Annotated in this window: 18 protein-coding genes; 8 read left to right on the top strand and 10 right to left on the bottom strand. The window is 74.3% G+C overall.

Translation table 11 applies throughout. From position 1 onward, the window contains the following. Window positions 1–214: 214 nt before the first annotated feature. Complete coding sequence (locus tag ACFC0B_RS05120) at window positions 215–1855, bottom strand: alpha/beta fold hydrolase (RefSeq protein WP_376082287.1); 1641 nt, start codon at window positions 1853–1855, stop codon at window positions 215–217. 325 nt (window positions 1856–2180) lie between these two features. Here ACFC0B_RS05120 and ACFC0B_RS05115 point away from each other — a divergent pair, with 325 nt between their 5' ends. Next, window positions 2181–3548 (top strand): bifunctional folylpolyglutamate synthase/dihydrofolate synthase, encoded by a 1368-nt coding sequence (locus ACFC0B_RS05115; RefSeq protein ID WP_376082284.1) that lies wholly within the window; start codon window positions 2181–2183, stop codon window positions 3546–3548. Between the two features lie 62 nt (window positions 3549–3610). Here the strand turns inward: ACFC0B_RS05115 and ACFC0B_RS05110 are convergent, their stop codons facing one another. Next, window positions 3611–4561, bottom strand: coding sequence for a GlxA family transcriptional regulator (locus tag ACFC0B_RS05110; RefSeq protein ID WP_376082282.1), 951 nt, complete (start codon window positions 4559–4561; stop codon window positions 3611–3613). Window positions 4562–4713: 152 nt separating this feature from the next. Here ACFC0B_RS05110 and ACFC0B_RS05105 point away from each other — a divergent pair, with 152 nt between their 5' ends. After that, window positions 4714–5028 carry a cupin domain-containing protein gene (locus tag ACFC0B_RS05105; protein WP_376082412.1) on the top strand — a complete coding sequence of 105 codons (315 nt, stop codon included), beginning with the start codon at window positions 4714–4716 and terminating at the stop codon, window positions 5026–5028. Here ACFC0B_RS05105 and thpR read toward each other — a convergent pair. The 5 genes from thpR to ACFC0B_RS05080 form a co-directional block, all read right to left on the bottom strand. Further along, complete coding sequence (thpR, locus tag ACFC0B_RS05100; RefSeq protein ID WP_376082279.1) at window positions 5013–5639, bottom strand: RNA 2',3'-cyclic phosphodiesterase; 627 nt, start codon at window positions 5637–5639, stop codon at window positions 5013–5015. The two genes, ACFC0B_RS05105 and thpR, sit on opposite strands and share 16 nt — an antisense overlap. A gap of 118 nt (window positions 5640–5757) precedes the next feature. Beyond that, a complete protein-coding gene (locus tag ACFC0B_RS05095) occupies window positions 5758–6468 on the bottom strand; it encodes a hypothetical protein (protein ID WP_376082277.1) in 711 nt (236 codons plus the stop codon). Beyond that, entirely contained in the window at window positions 6468–7007 is a 540-nt protein-coding gene (locus tag ACFC0B_RS05090) for a SigE family RNA polymerase sigma factor (RefSeq protein WP_376082274.1), read from the bottom strand. Before ACFC0B_RS05090 ends, ACFC0B_RS05095 begins: the two co-directional genes overlap by 1 nt. A 247-nt stretch (window positions 7008–7254) precedes the next feature. Continuing rightward, window positions 7255–8010, bottom strand: coding sequence for a hypothetical protein (locus tag ACFC0B_RS05085; protein ID WP_376082271.1), 756 nt, complete (start codon window positions 8008–8010; stop codon window positions 7255–7257). A 5-nt stretch (window positions 8011–8015) separates the two neighbouring features. Next, entirely contained in the window at window positions 8016–8657 is a 642-nt protein-coding gene (locus ACFC0B_RS05080) for a sigma factor-like helix-turn-helix DNA-binding protein (RefSeq protein WP_376082269.1), read from the bottom strand. A 544-nt stretch (window positions 8658–9201) separates the two neighbouring features. Here ACFC0B_RS05080 and ACFC0B_RS05075 point away from each other — a divergent pair. Beyond that, entirely contained in the window at window positions 9202–10686 is a 1485-nt protein-coding gene (locus ACFC0B_RS05075; protein WP_376082266.1) for a purine-cytosine permease family protein, read from the top strand. A gap of 147 nt (window positions 10687–10833) precedes the next feature. Here ACFC0B_RS05075 and ACFC0B_RS05070 read toward each other — a convergent pair whose 3' ends face one another. Further along, window positions 10834–11316 (bottom strand): nitroreductase family deazaflavin-dependent oxidoreductase, encoded by a 483-nt coding sequence (locus ACFC0B_RS05070; RefSeq protein ID WP_376082263.1) that lies wholly within the window; start codon window positions 11314–11316, stop codon window positions 10834–10836. Between the two features lie 380 nt (window positions 11317–11696). Here ACFC0B_RS05070 and ACFC0B_RS05065 point away from each other — a divergent pair, with 380 nt between their 5' ends. From ACFC0B_RS05065 to ACFC0B_RS05055, 3 genes are all read left to right on the top strand, one after another. Continuing rightward, on the top strand, window positions 11697–13532 hold the full coding sequence (locus ACFC0B_RS05065) for an LGFP repeat-containing protein (protein ID WP_376082261.1): 1836 nt from the start codon (window positions 11697–11699) through the stop codon (window positions 13530–13532). Window positions 13533–13834: 302 nt separating this feature from the next. Then, a complete protein-coding gene (locus ACFC0B_RS05060; protein ID WP_376082259.1) occupies window positions 13835–14518 on the top strand; it encodes a hypothetical protein in 684 nt (227 codons plus the stop codon). Between the two features lie 62 nt (window positions 14519–14580). Further along, window positions 14581–14970 (top strand): hypothetical protein, encoded by a 390-nt coding sequence (locus ACFC0B_RS05055; RefSeq protein ID WP_376082256.1) that lies wholly within the window; start codon window positions 14581–14583, stop codon window positions 14968–14970. A gap of 188 nt (window positions 14971–15158) precedes the next feature. Here the strand turns inward: ACFC0B_RS05055 and ACFC0B_RS05050 are convergent, their stop codons facing one another. Both ACFC0B_RS05050 and ACFC0B_RS05045 read right to left on the bottom strand, forming a co-directional pair. Next, window positions 15159–15734 (bottom strand): hypothetical protein, encoded by a 576-nt coding sequence (locus ACFC0B_RS05050; protein ID WP_376082253.1) that lies wholly within the window; start codon window positions 15732–15734, stop codon window positions 15159–15161. 124 nt (window positions 15735–15858) lie between these two features. Next, window positions 15859–16095, bottom strand: a complete 237-nt coding sequence (locus tag ACFC0B_RS05045) for a WhiB family transcriptional regulator (protein WP_376082251.1) — start codon at window positions 16093–16095, stop codon at window positions 15859–15861. 472 nt (window positions 16096–16567) lie between these two features. Between ACFC0B_RS05045 and ACFC0B_RS05040 the strand changes: the two genes are divergently transcribed. Together ACFC0B_RS05040 and ACFC0B_RS05035 are read left to right on the top strand one after the other, a co-directional pair. Continuing rightward, entirely contained in the window at window positions 16568–18115 is a 1548-nt protein-coding gene (locus ACFC0B_RS05040) for a TolB family protein (protein ID WP_376082248.1), read from the top strand. Between the two features lie 59 nt (window positions 18116–18174). After that, complete coding sequence (locus tag ACFC0B_RS05035) at window positions 18175–19113, top strand: nitrilase family protein (protein WP_376082245.1); 939 nt, start codon at window positions 18175–18177, stop codon at window positions 19111–19113. The last annotated feature ends 74 nt before the right edge of the window (window positions 19114–19187 follow it).

Below are 19187 nucleotides of genomic sequence, written 5' to 3'. Positions count from 1 at the left end.
GGCCCTATAACCGGGGGGCGGCGCCGGGGGGGGCCCCGGGCCCCCCCCCCCCCGGCGGGGGGGGGGCCCCCCCCCCGCGGGGGGGGGGGGGGGGGGGGGGCCCCCCCGCCGGCGGCTGCCGGTGGGTCAGGTGCTCAGACGCTCGGGATGTCGGACGCTCGGGATGTCGGACGCTCGGGGTCTCGGACGCTCGGGGTCTCGGACGCTCGGGGTGTCAGGTGACCGGACGGTCGGACGAACGCGCCGGCGGCCCGGACGGCGCCACCGATGCCCCCGCCGCCGGGCAGACGGGGTCGGTGTCCGGCAGGCGTCCGCCGGCGAGGTAGGCGTTGACCGCGTCGTCCACGCACGCGTTGCCGTGGATCCCGTAGAGCCCGTGCTGGTTCGCGCCCCGCAGGGTCAGCAGGCGTGAGCCGGGCAGCGTCGCGTGCAGGGCGACGCCGTCCCGGTACGGGCTGCGCGGGTCCCCGGTGGCGGCGAGGATCAGCACCCGCGCGTCGCGGCGCACCTCCAGGGGCTCCTCGCGCGGGGCGTCCCAGAAGGCGCAGGGGCTGATGCCGTTGAGCATCGGGCCGAACAGCGGGTGCTCGGCGCGGCTGCCCTCGATCCGGCGCCAGTAGTCCTCGGGGTCGCGGGGCGCCGCGCGGTCCGCGCACAGGACGGCCTGCAGGGCGCTGCCGAGCGGCGACCCCTGCGGACCGAACAGGAAGTGCAGCAGGGCGGCGGTCGCGGGCGAGGGGGCCGCCTGGCCGCCCCCCGCGGCTGCCGCCAGCATCGCCATCTGCTCGGCGAGGGCCGCCCGTTCCGGGTCGGAGTCGCCCTGGAGTCCCACGAAGAGCAGCACCGGCACCCGGGTGTCGTCCAGCTCGACGGCGTCGGCGCCGCTTCCGACGACGAGCGGGCGGGCCGCCGCCGTCTCGACGGTGCGCAGGATCCCGGCGCTCACCTCCGCACCGGTGCGGCCGAGCCCGTAGGTGGTGTGGCGGGCCGCCGCCCAGTCGGCCCAGGCGGCGAACGCCCGTTCCTGCTCGGGCAGCTGATTGGGGAGGAGCGCCGGCCCGGAGTGGCTCGGCAGGGGCGCGCTGTCCAGCACCATCCGGTCGAAGCGGCCGGGGAACATCTGGGTGTAGACCGTGCCGAGGTAGGCGCCGTAGGAGACGCCGAGGTAGGAGATCCGACGCTCGCCGAGCGCGCCCCGCACCACGTCCATGTCCCGGGCGGTGTCACGGGTGCCGGCGTACGGCAGCAGGTCGCCGGCCGCGTCACGGCACCTGGCCGCACGGTCCCGGTGGAGGGCGACCTGACGCTCGAAGGCGGCGCGGCCGGTCCCGGAGGAGAAGAAGCCGCCGTCCGGCCAGCCGCAGTCCACCGGGGTGCTCCGGCCGGCGAAACGCGCGTCCATCCCGACGATGTCCCAGCGGCCGGCGGTCTCCCCGAGGGCGGCGCGCACCCGGGGCGGGGCCCCGAGCGTCGGGGCGCCGGGGCCGCCGTCGTTGAGCAACAGCACGCCGATCCGGTGGCGGGTGTCGGTGGCCTCGATCCGGGAGAGCGCCAGGGTGATGGTGCGTCCGCGGGGGTTGCCGTAGTCCAGCGGCACGGTGACGTCCGCGCAGCGGGCGCCGGCCAGGTCGAGTGCGGCGCCGTCCTGGTCGTCCGGGCCCAGTCGGCACCCGTGCCAGTCGAGGCGCTGCCGGCGGAAGCGGTCCAGGGTGTCGGCGGCCGCGACCCCGGGGGCGGTCGTGGCGGCGGTCGCGCCCAGGCAGGCCGCGAGGGCCAGGGCTGCCGCGACGGCCCGCCGTCCGGCGCGCGGACGCCGGACGGCGGGGCCGGTGCGGCTGCGGCGGAGGGCGGCCATGACGACTCCTCGGAGATGCTCGGTCCGGCGCGGCCCCGGAGGAACCGGCGGTCGCGCTCCAGCGTCGGCCCGGCCCGACTCCCCCGCAAGCTGCCCGGCCCGGACGGCCCAGCGGGGCCCCGCGGTCGACCCGGTCGGCGTGCCCCGGTTCGGCGAGCTGGGCACCGGCGCCGCACAGCTCCAACGGGATCGGGGCGGTGGTCGCCCGGGAGCCACCGGGCGGAAGCGGGGATACGCTCAACCGGGCCTCGGGGAGCCGGTGTTGCCGGCACGAGCCGCCGCGAAGGGCAATCGGGACGGTCTCCGTCGGTGCCATAATCGGCGGGTGGACTACCAACGCTGCGTGGACATCCTCGCGAGGATTCACGAGAACCCCCACAAGCTCCGCCGGACGGCGCGGCAGGCCAACGTCCCAAGGCTGTTGGAGGTCCTGGGAAGCCCCGAGCGGGCGCTGCGCGGGATGCTGGTGGTGGGGACGAACGGCAAGGGGTCGACCTGCGCGTTCGCGGTGTCGGCGATGGCGGCGGCCGGCGCCCGGGTGGGGAGCATGCCCAGTCCGCACCTGCAGGAGCCCCGGGAACGGATCCGGATCGACGGGGTCCCCGTCACACGTGCCGAGTACTCGGCGGCGTTCGACGAGGTCTGGCGTGCGATCGAGCAGCACGGGCTGCCCGTCCTGGCGCAGGGCGTCTTCGCGGCCACCGCCGCCGTGCACTTCCGGCGGGCGGGCGTCACCCTCGCGGTGGCCGAGGCGAGCATCGGCGGCAGCCGGGCCGCGGCCGCGGAGCTCGGTCTGGACGTGAAGGTCGTCACCGGTGTGGGGCTCGACCACACCCGGCTGCTCGGCGGCTCCCTCGCCGAGATCGCCCGGGCCAAGATCGGAGCCGTGCGGGACGGGGACCATGTGGTCCTCGGGCGGCTGGCCCCGGAAGCGGCCGCCGCCGCGGAGGAGGTCCTGAAGGAGCGGACGGGGCTGACCGTGTGGCGCATGGACCACGAGATCCGCTACACGGCCCGGACCGTCGAGCGCGACGGCGGCGACGGCGACGACGACGACGACCCGACGACGGTGGTGGACGTGGTCACTCCCCGCGCCGTGCACCGCGACCTGCCCTGCCCGCTGTCCGGCGCGCACCAGCACCACAACCTCGCCACCGCCATCGCCGCGGTGGACGCGATGGCCGAACGCGGCGACGTCCCCGACCCGGACGACGAGCAGCTGCGCGCGCGGCTGGCGGCCACGCGCTGGCCCGGGCGGCTCGAACTCCTCCCGCACGCCCGTCTGGGCGGTTGGACGGGCCGCGTCCTGCTGGAAGGCGCCACCAACCCGCAGGGCGTCGCGACCGTCGCCGCGGAGTTCCTGCGCCACGCCCGCGCCGCCGACCGTTCGACCCCGCCCGTGCAGGTCTTCGCCGCGATGGACGGCAAGGACGTGTCCGGCATGTTCGCCCCGCTGCCCTCCGACTGGCCCCTCGTCCTCACCCGCACCGACTCGCACCGGGCCGCGGACCCCGCCGCTCTGCACGGCCGGATCGCCCCCGGCCGGCAGGGCCCCTGCCTGACGGCCGAGGACACCCCGTCCGCGCTGCACCGGGCCGCCGAACTCGCCGGGCCCGGCGGCCTGATCCTCGTCTTCGGCTCGCTGCGCCTGGTGGGTGAGGCCCGCACCGCACTGGCCCTGCCGCCCGCCTGAGGAGGCCCGGGGCGGCGCGGGCGGCTGTGCCTCCCGCCCGTCCCGCGGGCCGCGGCGGGCTGTCAGCGCGGCTCGAACCGGAAGGCTCGGCGGTAGGCGCCGGGTGTGGTGCCGAGGGCGTCGAGGAAGCGCCTGCGGAGGTTGGTGGCCGAGGACAGTCCGACGCGGCGGGCGACGGCGTCCACCGGGAGGTCGGAGGACTCCAGCAGTTCGCGGGCGGCGGTGATCCGCTGGGCGAGCAGCCAGCGTCCCGGACTGGTGCCGAGCTGCTCGGCGAAACGGCGGGCCAGGGTGCGGGCGGAGCAGCGGGCGCGGGCGGCCAGGTCCTCGACGGCCAGTGATTCGCCGAGCCTGCCGGTCGCCCACTCCAGGAGTGGTGCGAGCGAGCCGTCGATCTGGGCGGGGTGGGGCGGCGCGGAGTACTGCAGTTGCCCGCCTTCGCGGTGCGGCGGCATGACCATGTTCCGGGCCACGTGCGCGGCGTACCCGGCGCCCTGGTCGGCGCGCACCAGGTGCAGGCAGAGATCGATCCCCGCGCCGGAGCCCGCGCTGGTGGCCACGTCGCCGTGGTCCACGTACAGCACGTCGGGGTCGAGGCGGACCGCCGGGAAGCGTGCGGCGAAGTCGCTCGCCAGCGCCCAGTGCGTGGTTGCCGAGCGGCCGTCCAGCAGGCCGGCGTGGGCCAGGGCGAAGGCTCCGGAGCAGATGCTGATCACGCGCGCTCCGCGCCGGTGCGCGCGGCGCAGGGCCTCCACGACGGCGGGTGAGGGGAGCTCGCCGACGGGCAGCCAGCCCGGGACGACCACGGTGTCCGCGCGTTCGAGGGCCGGCAGTCCCTCGACGACGAGCATCTCGTAGCCGGCCCGGGTGGCGACGGGGCCGGGGGTCTCGGTGCACACACCGAACGCGTACCGGGTGGGAAGGCCTCGCCGCTCGACACCGAACACCTCGGCGGCGCAGGCGAGTTCGAAGGTCGACTGCGGCGCGTGGACGAGAGCCGCTACACGGTGCACGGCAGAAAAGTACCTCAGAACGTCGATCCGGATACTGGGCCGGGCGCCCGCCGACGACGAGGCTTGCCCCCATGACGACAGAACCAGCACAGACAGCACAGACAGCACAGACAGCACCGGCAGCCGGCGCGGCCGCGCCCACGGGCGGGCACCTGCCCGGCTACGCTTGGTCGTCCGTGCACGACGCGCCCGCACGCGAGCTCTTCCCCGGCATCCGGCTGCGGCCGCTGTGGAGCGGTCCGGGCGGCGCGAAGGCGCATGTGCTGGAGATGGATCCCCGCACGTGCTGGGAGGGTGTCGACGTCCACGATCCGGGACCGGAGGAGGTCTTCGTGGTCTCCGGCGTCTTCAACGACGGCGAACGGGACTACCCCGCAGGATCGTTCATCCACGCCCCCGCCGGCTCGTCGCACGTACCGCAGACGACGACGGGCTGCACGCTCTTCGTCTTCTACCCCGAAGGCTGAGGCGTGTCCGACGATTCGCGCCGGCTGCGGACGGCGGCCCCGAACGGCCACGCCTCGATGTCGCGGTAGCGGATCGGCCCCGGACCGCGGCCGATGTTGCTGCCGACGAGGTGGAGGCGATCGGTCCGCCAGATCCGACCCGCGAAGTCGGTGAGCCCGGACGCGGCCTCCGGCACGCTGGTGGAATCGTCGCGGCGGGAGCGGGCCAGGGTCAGGTGGGGGCGGAGCACCCGCTCCCTGAACTCGATGCCGCAGGACCTGACCTGGTCCCGGACGTCGGCGGCGAGCGCGTGCAGTCCTTCCAGGTCGCCGTCGATCCCGCTCCACAGCAGTCGCCGGTCGAAGTCGCCGCCGCCCTTCAGGCGCAGGGCCAGGGCGGGGCGCGAGGCGGCCGTGTCGACCAGCGCGGCGCGCAGCGGCGGCACGGCCGTGAAGGGCAGTTCGCCGAGGAACGCCAGGGTGATGTGCCAGTCCTCGATCCGGTTCCACCGCAGCCCGGGGTACCCGGCGTAGGCGGGCTGCAGGGCCCGGGCCAGTTCGTCCTTGGCGTCGTCGGGCGGAGCCAGTGCCACGAAGACGCGCAGGGTCCGGGGCTCGGGGTGATCGTTCACGAAGGGGAGGCTAGCCGACGGGGGCGGGGCGGCGGCGACCGGCCGGGTACCCGCCGCCCACGGGCGCGGCCGGGAGGGCCGGCCGTGCCCGTGGCGCGGTCGTCGGGAGCGGATGGGGTCAGGACGAGGGCGTCTTGACCGCCAGGACCGTTCCCCCGGCGTCGTACGCGACGAGCCTGATGCCCTGGAACGGGTCCGCCTTCGCGTCGTCGGAGGCCTTGAAGGCGGGCCCCCAGACATAGCCGGCGGCGTAGCCCGGGCTGCCGGGAAGCGAGACGACGGTGGCCCAGTAGGCCCGGCCGTCCAGCTCCATGGTCATCCGGGCCACCTTTCCGGGCCCGTGGTAGACGAGGTTGTACAGAGCCTCCCCGTACTGCGGGGGCACCCCGAGGTACTTCGCGCTGATCCCGGTCGCGTCCGATGCCCAGGAGGACCCGGCGCACCCCGGACCGCTTCCGTACGCGGGAGCGTCGTGGAGGCAGATCTCCTGGTCCTTCAGCTGCATCCACCAGTCCGGGCGTCCCAACGGCAGCTGCTGGCCGGGCTCCACCACCACCGCCTCGGGAGCCGGCTCCGCCGGGACCAGCGGAGCCGACGAGGCCGACGAGACCGGTCCGACGGCCCGGTCCCCGCCCTGCGCGGACAGCACCGCGCCCGTACCCGCCACCGCCGCGAGCACGGCCGCCGCGGCCGACGCCCCCACCGCCGCCCGGCGCCCCCGCCGCTGCCGGCGCACGTGGGCCCGCACGGGCCCGGCGGACCAGTCCGCCACCTCGACCCGGGCGACCTCGTCCCGCAGGGCGCCGCGCACCATGTCCTCGGTGTCCATCACCTGTCGCCTCCGTTCGTGCCGTCGATCGTCGAACCCGTGCCCGCCGCGTACGAGGCCAGCGCCGGGTGCCCGCGCAGTTTCGACAGGCCCCTGCTGGCCTGGCTCTTCACATTGCCCGGCGAGCAGCCGAGCACCTCGGCGACCTGGCGCTCGCTCATGTCCTCCCAGTAGCGCAGGACGACCACGGCCCGCTGGCGCTGCGGCAGCTCCGCCAGCGCCTGCAGCAGCACCGAGCGCTCCTCGACGTCGCGGTGGCCGCCGCCCGCGGTGTGCGCCCGGTCGGGAAGGACGGGCGTCAGCAACTGCCTGACCCGGCGCCGCCGGTGGCGGCTCAGGTTGTTGTTCACCAGGGCCCGGTGCACGTAGGCGTCCGGTTCCTCCAGGCGGCTGATCCGGGACCAGTTCCTGAAGACCTTCGCGAAGGTCGCCTGCACCACGTCCTCGGCCTCGTGGTAGTCGCCGGTGAGCAGGTACGCGGTGCGCACCAGCCGCCGCCAGCGGGTGGCGGCGAACCCCTCGAAGTCGAGCTCCCCCACGTCAGGGCCGCCTGTGGAAGCCCGTGCCGTGACGGGCCCGGGCCCGTCCTCGACCGGGATGTGCCATACGCTCGCGGTCATCCAGTTCCTCTTCGCGTCCACGCGACGGCCCGGCCGGACCATCGCTCCGCCCTACTCACCGCCGCGCCGCCGCAAGGGTTGCACGCCGGCGCCGATTCACCGGACGCCGGGCAGCGGCGCGGGGCTCACGAGGGCCGCCGTCCGTGGACTCCCCCTCCCCCGCACGTCAAGGGAGCGCGGGGCGGCAACAGGGACCGGTCCGATGCCGGCGGAGTGCGGCGGCGAGCGGACCGGGGTCGATCGCGGGGGTGCTCCCGAAGTCCGGGTCACGGCTGGTCGGCAGGGCCGCCAGGGCCTCGCGGACGCCGGAGCACAGGCCGTGGGTGGGCTGGAACCCGTCGTAGGCGGCCAGGACCGCCGTGCGGACGTCGCGGTGTCCGGCGAGCCGGCGGGCCTGGTCGTGCCAGTGCCGTGCCTCCCGCTGGTCGCCGCGACCGGCGGACAGCAGGGCGAGGGCGTAGGCGGCCTGGAGGCATCCGGCCCCGGCGGCCAGCTGCCACCACGTCCGCGGCCCGTCCGCCAGCGACCGGCGCAGCGTCGCGCCGTCCTCGTCGTCCCCCTCGTGGACGGCCAGGTGGCACAGCGCGCCGAGCATCAGCGCGCCGTGCGGCTCGATCGCGGGGGTGTCCGCGAGGGCGGCGATCCGCTCCGCGGCCCGGGCGTCCTGCGCCATGAGGTGGCACAGCGCCAGCAGCTCGAACCGGTCCCGGTCCAGCCGCACCACCACCGACCGCCGCAGGGGCCCCGTGGTCCGCCGAGCGAGACCCCTCGCGATCCTGGTCGGCGCGTCGTCCAGACAGGCGGAGGCCCGGCCCCTGCCCTCGGGTTCCGGCAGGCGGGCCTCCGCGAGCGGTGCCCAGCCCCGGTCGGGGTCTGCGACGTCCCGGCCGGGCCCGGTCTGCGTGTCGGCGGCACTGCCCATGTCGATCACTGCTCTTCCGCCTCCGCGGCAGTCCGCTCGTCCAGGCCCAGCGCGGCGGCCAGCCGGCGGCGGGCCTCGCGGCGCAGGCTGTACACCCCGCTCCGGGTGATGCCCATGACCCGTGCGGCGGTGACGATCGGGTAGCCGAGCACATAGGTCAGCACGACCGCGTCGTGCTGCCGGCCGGGCAGGTCGCCGATCACCGAGAAGAGGCCGATGCCGCTCTCCAAGGCCTGGAACGTTCCCCTGGCGTCGTTCATGGCGACGGCGAACGCGGCGGCGGTGAAGGCCGACGGCCGGGCGAGCCGCTCCAGCGCGTCGTCGACGGTCGCCCGCAGCACGCCCCAGCAGAACTCCTGGACGTTCTCCTGCCGCAGCACCACGTCCCAGTGGGCGGCGAGGTCCGCGAACACGCCGTCGACCAGGTCGTCGGCGGCGTCGGCGTCGCCGAGGTGCAGATACGCGTACTCCCAGTACGTCTCGCCGTGCATCACCAGCAGGGCGATCAGCTCGGTGGGCAGCATACTGTCCGCCGCGAGGTCTCCGGCCTCGGTGCCGAGCGGCTGCTCGGGAAGGTCCTGGCGGGTCCGGGGGCTCCGGGCGTCGTCGTGCGCCTCAGCGCGACCGCCGCCGTCGATGCCGACCATGTGATGTCCCTCCTCCCGCCCCGGGTTCCGGACCGACGGCCGGCCCGGGCCGCGGGGGCCTGTTGGGGATCAGGAAATCGGCTGGGCACCTTGTTCCTGCCGACCGGGCGGGAGTTGAGCAGTTTTGGCGGAACATCACATCTTCTGACCAGCTGCCCACCGGTTGGCGCGGCCGTCCGGGCAGAGGGCGCCCGATTCCGATCGCCGCCGAGCCGCATCGGGGGCGGCACCGACACGGCCGCACCCCGGGCCGCCGGGAGGCCCCTGCGGGCTCGGGCGGCAGCTCGCAGCGGGCGGCACGGCGGCCGTGGCCGTGGCCGTACGAAGCGGGGCCGCGACGGACAGCGACCGACGCGACCCCGGAGACCTCCGCGTGGTGCCCGGCGCGCGGCCGGCGGGCGGCCGACGGGCGGAGCACCGGGCCGGGGCCGGAAGCAAAGTCGACAAAGTAGGATGAACAGCTCACGCGCTACGCGCGAAGAGTTCCATCAATATCCCATTTGCCGGATTTTACCTCCCGCCTCCCCCGCACGGAGCCACCCTCATGGACAACCCGTCCACCGCCGACGTCGGCGGCGCGATCGAGACCCGCGGCATCGACCCCGTCCCCGACCACGAACGCCGGGGCACCGTCCGCGAGCTCTTCCCGACCTGGGTCGCGGCGAACATCAGCGTCCTGCTCCTCACCATGGGGGCGGCCCTGGTGGTCTTCAACCAGTTGAACTTCTGGCAGGTCCTGGTCGTCGCCGCGTGCGCCGCGCTCGTCTCCTTCGGCATGGTCGGCGTGCTGTCGGTCTCCGGGAAGTGGGGCGGAGCCCCGGGGGCCACGCTCTCCCGGGCCACCTTCGGTGTGCGCGGCAACCTCTTCCCCGGCGCGATCCTGTGGGTCGCCCGGTTCGGCTGGGAGACGATCAACGCGGTGACCGGCGCGTACGCCGTGCTGACCGTCCTCGACCTGCTCTTCGGCGTCAAGAGCAACACCGTGCTGATCGTCGTCACGCTCGTCGGCTTCGTCGCCTGCACATTCCTGGTCTCGGGCCTCGGCCGCAAGGCGCTGAACGTCTGCAACACCTGGTCGACGTACCTCTTCGGCGTCTTCAGCGTCCTGGTGCTGGGCTACCTGATCGCGACCACGCACTGGAGCGAGGTGTTCTCCAAGCCGGCGGGCACCACCGCGATGATGATCGCCGGTATCGGGACCATCGCCGCCGGCGGCATCAGCTGGGTCCCCACCGGCCCGGACTTCACCCGCTACCTGCCGCACGCCGCCTCCGGCCGCAAGATCGTCGGTGTGACGGTCTCGGGCGCCGGCCTGGTGATGGTGCCGATGGTGCTGATGGGCGCCGTGATGGCCGTGGCCTCCCCCGGCCTGGCCCAGGCCGCCGACCCCGTCTCCTTCCTCGGCGACCTGCTGCCGACCTGGCTGGCCGTGCCCTACCTGCTGACCGCGATCGTCGGGATGCTGCTGATCAACAGCCTCTCCATGTACTCGGCCGGCTTCACCGCGCAGACCATGGGCGTGCGGCTGCCGCGCGCCCTGGCCGTCAGCATCAACGCCGTGATCTCGCTGGTCGCCGGCCTGCTGCTGATGCTGGTCGCCAAGAGCTTCCTGGGCTCCTTCATCACCTTCCTGGTCCTGCTCGCCGTCTCCTTCTCGGCCTGGATCGGCGTCTACGCGGTGGACATGTTCCGGCGCCGCTCGCGCGCGGTGCGCTACGACGCCGCCGCGCTGATGGACACCGGCCGGACCAGCCGCTACTGGTACAAGGGCGGCTTCTGCTGGCAGGCGATGGCGGCCTGGGTGACCGCCCTGCTGACCGGGCTCGCCTTCACCAAGTGCGACTGGTTCGCCGGCCCGCTCTCCGACACCCCCGTCGGCCGGTACGGCCTCGCCTGGGCGGCCACCATCGTGGTCTCCGCCGCGATCATGGCCGCGCTCCCCGCGCCCCGGGAGAACACCCCCGCCGCCGTCGACACCGACCGGAGCGCCGACCTTCCGGCCGCGAACGCCGAACGGGTCACCGTCTGACCGCGCGACGCGATCGAACTCCGCGCACCCCCCCGGGGGACGAGGCCGCGACCGGCTCACCGGTCGCGGCCTCGCGCACATCACCCGGCACCCGGGCGCGGCCCTCGGGGAGCGCGGTGGGGTGCGGGACGCGGTGGGGTGCGGGGCTCAGCTCCTCGTCGGTGCCGGGCCGTTCGCCGGGCCGGCCGGGCGCTCGGGTTCGAGGACGAAGACCGGGATCACGCGGTCGGTCATCTCCTGGTACTCGGCGTACGTCGGATACGCGGCGACCGCGCGCCGCCACCACCGGGTCCGCTCGTCCCCGGTGACCTCACGGGCCGTCATGCCCCGGCGTTCGGGGCCGTCCTGGAGATCCACCCGCGGGTTGGCCTTGAGGTTGACGTACCAGTCCGGGTGGCGCGGGAAGCCGCCCTTCGAGGCCACCGCCGCGTAGCACCCCTCGTGCTCCACCCGCATCAGTGGGATCTTGTGGATCCTGCCGCTCTTCGCGCCGCGCATCGTGACGATGACGACCGGCAGGCCCGTGTCCCAGAGCGTCGTGCCCCGTGTACCACCCGAACTCTCGTACAGCTCGACCTGTTCGCGGATCCACTGCGCCGGGCTCGGCTCGTACTCGCCCTCAAGAGGCATCGCCTTCACCCCATCGCCTCGGCCGATCGTTCCAAGTGTGACGGCAAGGTTCCGGTGGCGCACCCCGCTCCGTGTCTGCACAGGTCAGGGCCTCGGCGGCAGGTCGAACGAGGCAGGCGCGCACGCCCTGGCCGCGAGCGTCGGTGTGCTTCCAGCGCTGCCCGGCGCTCCCTCCCTCGGCGTACGAACACCGCGCAGGATGGGGCGGGGGTGGAGTCTCCGAGGAGGCGCGCTCCGACCGGCCGGGCCGTGCGACAGGACGTCCCCGGGCCGGTCCCGGGCGATTCAGCAGAGAGAGACCGATGCGCCTACGCCAGAAACCGGATCATCACCTGCCCGTTCGTCCGCGCTTCGGACGGGCGGTGAGGCGTGGAGTCACCGTGGCAGCGGTCCTGGTGTCCCTGCTGGCGGGACCGATCACCACGGTGGACGCCCGACCGGACGCGCCGTGCGCCGCGGCCGGGCCCGGCCGACCGGCGGCACCGGCCCGGTGGGCGCCGACCGGGAACCCGCAGCCGTCCGTCGTGCCGGGGCGGATGCGCTCCGACTGCGGGACGATCCCGTCGGGCTTCACGAAGGAACAGGCCGACCGCGCCGAGGTGATGGAGGCCGCGCTGGCAGCCGGGTCGGCGGACGGGAGGCCGCGGGCGTCGGCCGCGGCCGACTGCCGGGTCTACTGGCCCGCACCGTACGAGGTCTGCGGCGCGATCCGGGAGAAGTACGACGAACTCGGCGGGCCCAACGGCTTCCTGCTGTATCCGACGTCGGACGAGCTGACCAACCCCGACGGGCAGGGCAAGCGCTCGGTGTTCCAGAACGGGCCCATCTACTGGTCGCCGGCCGGCGGCGCGCACCCGGTGGTCAACCACTTCTTCGCCGCCTGGCAGCGCAACGGCTGGGAGGCCGGCCCGCTCGGATATCCGACCTCGGACGAGATCGTCAACCCCGACGCCGTCGGGCGCCGCCAGTACTTCCAGGGCGGCACGATCTACTGGCACCTGAACGAGGCCTACTACGTCACCGGCGCGATCCGCGACAAGTGGGGCGAGACCGGCTGGGAGGGCGGCCCGCTCGGCTACCCCGCGGGTGACGAGATCCTGCTGCCGGACGGCCGGGGCCGCATGAGCAGGTTCGAACACGGTGTCGTCCACTGGTCACCCGACACGGGAGCGCATCCGGTCACCGGCGCCGTCCTGGACCAGTGGTCCCGCGCGGGCTACGAGGCGAGCGCGTACGGCTACCCGACGGAAGACCCGGTCACGCACCCCGGCGGCGTCCTGGAGCAGCAGTTCCAGCACGACCGCCTCTACAGCTCCGGCGTGACGGTACCCGTGGCCCCGGGGGTCTCGTTGTCGCTGGGCGTGCCGTCGGCCGGCCCGCTCCGGCCCGCGGTGGTGTCCGACGGCGTCGTCCTGAGCGGCCCCGGCTTCGACGCCCGGTTCCAACGCCTGGCCGAGGACGGCTCGTTCGAGGTGTCGCTGGTCCGCCTGGACCCCAGCGCCCCGACCTCGGTGGACGTCCTGCTCGGCGCGCCCGCCGACTACACGCTGCGCGCCACCGCGCACCGGGTGGAACTCGTCGACCCGGCGGGGGCGGTCGTCGCCGGTGTCGGACTGCCGCTGGGCTTCGACTCGACCGGGGCGGCGGTGCCCGTGCGGGCGAGCCTCGACGGCAACAGGCTGCGCCTGCACCTCGGCGACGCCGCCGCGTACCCCATCGCGTTCCCCGCCGTCGCGGCACGCGGGGACGCCCTGGACCAGTGGTGGTCGACCGGCGTCCAGCAGCGCAGCGTGTGCGAGGGCGAGCCCTACGACTGCTACCGGGTCCGCAACGCCCGCGGACCGGCGTTCAACCTGTCGAAGGCGGCGTTCCCCGAGGCGACGGAGACCGACGACAACCGGATCGACGCCGCGCGGCACTGCATCTGGAACGGGCTGATGACCGAGGGCGCCAACCGCGGCTTCGCGGAACGGATGGCGGCGGCCCACGAACGCGACGGACAGGCGAACCCGGACTGGACCCGCAACGCCCAGCTGATGGACGAGTACAACAACAGGACCGGCGTGCAGGTCGGGCTCCGGAACGAGGGGGCGCCCGCCGCCATCGAGTCCACGTGCCTGCGCTACGGCCGGGAGGCGCGGATCGTCCCCGAACCGGACGCCATCGACCTCACCAACCCGTACGGGACCGACCTCATCGCTCTGCGGCACCCCTGAAACACACGGTGCGGTGCCGGACGTGCAGGCGTCCGGCACCGCACCGGCCGGCCGCCCTCGGCCCTGGCCCGGTGAGCCCGATTGTCCGGGATGCTGGGCCCGTTGGTGCGTCGAAGTGCTGCCCAGCGGGCAGGAGGCGGAAATTCGCCGGGCTTCGGGGCCGCCTGGCGATCGACCGGGCTGTCCTCGGACAGGCGATCCTGACTGATCGGCGGGGCGGCGTGTCAGCGCGGTGAGCCATGACGGTGTCGATCCGGGCTGGGGGCTTGTGGGCGGGGGTTTGGAGGGTCACGCTGTGCACCATGGGGGATACGTTCGGGCGCAGTTGGCCTCCCACCCTGCAGGCCCCGGGGCGGTTCGTGATCGTGGCCGTGGTGCCGGTCGCCGTTGTGGTGGCCGGCTCGTGGGTGACGGCCGCCGTGTACCGGCTTACCGACGACATGCTGTTCTACCTGGCCATGCTGGTCATCGGGCTGGCCGCGTTGGTGCTCCACGGAGTGGTCCTCTTCGAGGTCGCCGCTCGGGAGTCGGTCCCGCGAGGCGTCACGGCGGCCGCCTCGACCGCCGTCCTGCTGGGAGCGTCCGTCTACGGTGTCGTCACCCCGTTCTGGACCGACCTGCAGGTGCGGCACGAGCGCGGGGTGGCGGTCACCGGCATCGTGGAGAGGCGGTGGAGCCGAGGCACCGACAGCGGTGGCCCCCTCCCGGGCTCCAGCTCCTACCTCAGCGCCCGTGCCCCCGACGGGACTCGCTGGACCCTGGAGGCCGATCCCCGAGACGAGCACCTCGCGGTCGGCCGCCCGGTGCTGTTCACCTACGATCCCCGCCACGAGGTCCGCCCCGCCCTCGGCCCCGTCCCGGGCGCACCACCCTGGACCGTACGAACGGCCGCCCTCTACCTGCTCTGCGCCGGATCCCTCACCGCCGCAGCCGCCTGTACACTCCCCCCGTACCACCGGCCGGAGCAACGGCCCGCAGACACCTGACCGGCAGTCAAGATCGCCTGTCAGAGGACATGGGCGCCATACCGCCGTCCGAGGAGGAGCCCGTGGAGGATCCACAGTTCACGGTCCTGCTGACAGCCGTCTCCCCCGGTGGAGCGGCAGCCTTCAAGGCGATCCGCACGGTCACCGGGCTGAGCCTCTGGCACAGCAGGCAACTGCTGGGCAGCGCACCCGTCACCGCGCTGGAGGACCTTCCGTTCGACCTCGCCGCCGGCGCGGCCCGTCGGCTGCGCCAGGCCGGCGTACCCGCCGCCGTCCGATGCGACTGGTGCCGGCGCAGCCTGCCCGACGACACCCCGGTCGATCCCGGCCCGTGCGACTCCCCGGCCTGGCCCACGCCACACTGCCAGGCCAACTCCCTGACCACCTGCGACTGCGAGACCTGCGCAGCCTACGGCCCCCTGCCCGGCCACACCCCGCACCACCGTCCCTGAGCCCCGAGCGACAGGTCCGACGAGGACGCTCACCCTGACGGCAGCGGAGTGGGCGAATCCCGGGCACGGAAGGTCGCGGTCGGCGGGGAGCCGGCGAGGGGGCCGACGCGGGTGAGTAGGTGGGCGTGGTGGACGGCGGCCGGGCGGCGGCGCGGGAGGACCACCGCGGAACCGGCCGACCCGGGAGGCTACGGCTTCCCGGTCCACTGGGTACGGCGTTCGACCGACTCCAGCACCCGGACGGGCACCTCCCCGGCGAACCGGACGAGGGCCCGTTCGAGCTCGCCGAGCGACAGCGGGCGGTCGCGGATGATCTGGAACTCGTACCGCAGCTCGCCCCGGGTCACCCAGAAGACGCGACGCTGCTGGTAGCCGGAGTTCCGGGGCTGCTGGTAGTCCTGCCGGTAGACCTCGACGGTCCCGACCTCGATCAGCCCGATCTCCGACCAGGGCGCGTGGAAGCGGGCACCCGTCGCGTGGAAGCCGTCCGCGTCCAGCCGGAAGTCGGGTACCAGCATGCTCCGCAGGACGACGGCCAGGACCACCAGGCCGCCCACCACGCACAGCAGACAGAACGCCCAGAAGAACAGCAGCACCACAAGGGGTGTGTCATCCCAGGAAAGGAGCATGTTGAACACCACCGCCCCCAGCGCGATGGCGACGACGCCGCCGAACGCGGCGGATCCGTTTCCGTCCCCGCGGATCTCGTACGGATCGTGGTGCACCGGCACGGCCATCGCCCCCGTCGCTCTCGTGCGGTCCATGATGCCCTGCGACCGGGCCGGGTGCACCGAGTTCACGACGGACCGTCACATTCGCTTGCCTCCAAGGTACTTGGTGGCGATGCCGCTGCCGTCCACAGTGGCGGGCCCGGGCCGCTGCGGTGGCTCAGGCCCTGTGTCGGCGCAGTGCGCGGCGTTCCGCTTCCGTCGTCCCTCCCCAGACGCCCTCCACGGGCGCGGCGTCGAGCGCCCACTCCAGGCACTGCCGTGACACGGGGCAGCGGCCGCACACCGCCTTGGCCTCGTCACTCTGCGCGAGTGTCGGGAAGCTGGTGCTGCTGCCGATGGGGAAGAAGAGTTCGGGGTCCGCGCCCCGGCAACGGGCCGACTCACGCCAGTTCATGAGGTTCCCTCCGCTCTCCCGGTCTTCTCCTCTCTGACGACGCGAGGGCGGTCATTGTGACATCGGGTGCCGAGCCGTCCGCGAGGGGACCGGGACGGGTGGGCCCTGGGAGCACGGGGCCCGTTCCTCCGGGGAGCGGGCGAGGACGCGGAGGTGGCGATGCGGGTCGTGTTCGTGCACGGGGCGTGCGCGCGGCTCGCGGACACCTTCCTGCAGGACTGCGACCCCGAGGTCCGGGCGCGGGCACCACCCGTTCCTGTCCCGCCCCGCGGAGGTCCGCGATCTGCTGCTGGGCCCGTGACGGCGATCGCGATGGCTCCTGGAACGACTCCCGCGCTATATAAGCTCGTTGACGTATCTTTCGCCTCGGATCGCCGACGGGCGTTGACCATCGGCCCGCCCGGGGCTTGGCTTGCCCGGAAAGCCCGCCACCGGGAGGGAGCCCGGCCGGGCGATTTGAGGGGAAGACCTGATGACACGTACCAGCCGGACGACCCGCAACCGGTGGCTCGCGGGCGGCGGTGTGCTGGCCGCGGCCGTTGTGCTCGCCGCCACCGCCGTTCCCGCCCAGGCCCAGGCCGGTCCGGTGGCGCGCGGCACCGTCCGGATCAGCACCGGGGTGGACGGCGCCACGCCCGACGACCAGTCGTTCAGCAAGGGCCTCAGCGCCGACGGCCGCTACGCCCTGTTCACCTCCTGGGCCACCAACGTGGTGGAGCAGCCCGGGAAGGGCTGGCGCGACGCCTATGTGAGGGACCTGCGCACCGGGCGCACCGAGCGGGTCAACCTCTCCGACGCGGACGAGCCGCTGGCCGGCTTCACCGACTACGTCGCGATCAACGCCAACGGCCGCTACGTCGCCTTCGACAGCGACGCCGAGGGCGTGGTGCCCGGCCCGCGGGTGCAGGGGCGCGACGAGGTGTACGTGCGCGACCGCTGGACGGGGCGCACCGAGCTGATCAGCGGCAGCGCCGCCGGGACCGACACCGACCAGTACCACGCCTCGTACGCGCCCTCGATCAGCGCGGACGGCCGGTACGTGGCCTTCCTGTCCTCCCGGACCGACCTGGACCCGACGGTGGTGGACACGCCGGCGGCGGACACCGACCCCTCGCTGAACCGGCCGTACACCTGGAAGTACAACGTCTACCTGACCGACCGCCGGACCCACACCACCCGGCTGATCTCCCGGGACGCGAACGGCAAGCCGGGCGAGAGCCTCTCGGTGCACCCGACGATCAGCGCGGACGGCCGCACCATCGGCTTCTCCTCGCTCTCCGCGCTGCTGCCGGAGGAGGAGCCCCCCGCCCAGGCCGTCGCCCCCGCCGACGTGGAGCTGACCCCGAGCGCCGCCGAGGCCGCGCGCCGCAGCACCCCGCAGGGCCCGGGCGAGGCGATCGCCTCCCACCCGACCTCCGCCGTCTACTACGTCTACGACGTGCCCACCGGGAAGCTGACGGCGGTGAGCGCGGGCCTCGACGGCACGGTGGGCAACTCCAGCTTCGACGCGACGATCAGCCCCGACGGGCGGCGCGCGATCTACACCCTGGCCGAGCCCGGCGGCTCGACCAGCGGTCACCGCTACCACACGGTGCTGCACGTCCGGGACCTCAGGACGGGGAAGGTGACGAAGGTCAGCGGCGGCCTGCCGGGCACCAGTTCGGTGGGGTCCTCGGACCACGGCTCGATCACCGCCGACAACCGCTGGCTGTACTTCGAGTCCGCCGCCGACAACCTGGTGGCCGGCCCGCAGCGCCCGGGCTGGGACGTCTACCGCCAGGACCTGCGCACCGGCCGCACCGAGCGGGTCTCCACCGCCCCGGACGGCTCGTTCGGCAACGGCGACTCGCGGGAGCCGTTCGTGGCCGCCTCGGGCCGTGCGGTGGCGTTCGCGTCGACCAGCGGCAATCTGGTGGCCGGCACCGACGCCCCGGCGGCCGAGGGCTCCCAGGCCTTCGTCTCCTTCCTCGGGCGCCACCGGGGCGGCGGCGACGACCAGGGCGAGAACCAGGACGACTGACCGGACCACGGCGGCGCCCGTCCCCCTGCGGTGACGGGCGCCGCCCGACAGGACGGGAGGTGACCGTGCCCCTACCCGGAGCGGACCCGCGCACCGCCGGTGCGGCCGGGGCGGACCGCCGCGTCAGCCCGGCCCGGATCGCCGTGGTGCAGTGCGACGCCCAGGTCGGAACCGCCAACCGCGAGCGGAACCTCCGGCGGGGCCTGGAGCTGGCCGCGCGGGCGGCCGACGACGGCGCCGCGCTCATCGTGCTCCCCGAACTGTGCGCGACCGGCTACGCGTTCGCGACCCGGGCCGAGGCGTACGCGCACGCCGAGGAGGTGCCGTCGGGCGCCACCGTCCGCGCGTGGGAGGCGTTCGCCCGCGACCGTGGCGTGCACCTGGTGGGGGGCCTCGTCGAGCAGGACGGCGTCCGTCTGTTCGACTCCGCCGTCCTGGTCGGCCCGGACGGCTACGTCGGCCACTACCGCAAGACCCACCTGTGGAACACCGAGAAGCTCTGGTTCACCCCGGGTGACCGGGGCTTCCCGGTGTTCGAGACCCGGCTGGGCCGGATCGGGCTGCTCATCTGCTGGGACATCTGGTTCCCCGAGGTGCCGCGGCTGCTCGCCCTCCAGGGGGCGGACATCATCTGCAGCGCCAACAACTGGACCTGGACGCCGCCGCCCGTGCTCGACGCGTCCGGCCGGTGCATGGCCGCCTACCTCACGATGACCGCCGCCCACGTCAACAGCGTCGTCATCGCCGCGGCCAACCGGATCGGCACCGACCGCGACGCCCGCTTCCTCGGCTGCTCGCTGATCGCCGGCACCGGCGGCTGGCCGCTCGGGGAGATCGCCGGCCCGGACGAGGAGTGCGTCCTGACCGCCGACGTCGACGTGGTCGCCTCCCGCGCCGCGCCGATCTGGAACCCGCTCGACGACCTGGTGCGGGACCGGCGGACCGACCTCTACGACCCGATGCTCGGCTACCGGCGGAGCGGGCCCTTCCCCCGTTGACGGGGCCGGGCCGCTCCGCCGGAAGCGGAGTTCGGTGCCGGCGGCGGAGTTCGGCGCCCTTACCCGGCGCCCAC

This window comes from Kitasatospora sp. NPDC056184 (genome assembly GCF_042268405.1).
Taxonomy (GTDB): domain Bacteria; phylum Actinomycetota; class Actinomycetes; order Streptomycetales; family Streptomycetaceae; genus Kitasatospora.
The sequence above is the reverse complement of the archived record's forward strand: the minus strand, read 5'-3'. Positions and strand labels throughout refer to the sequence as shown.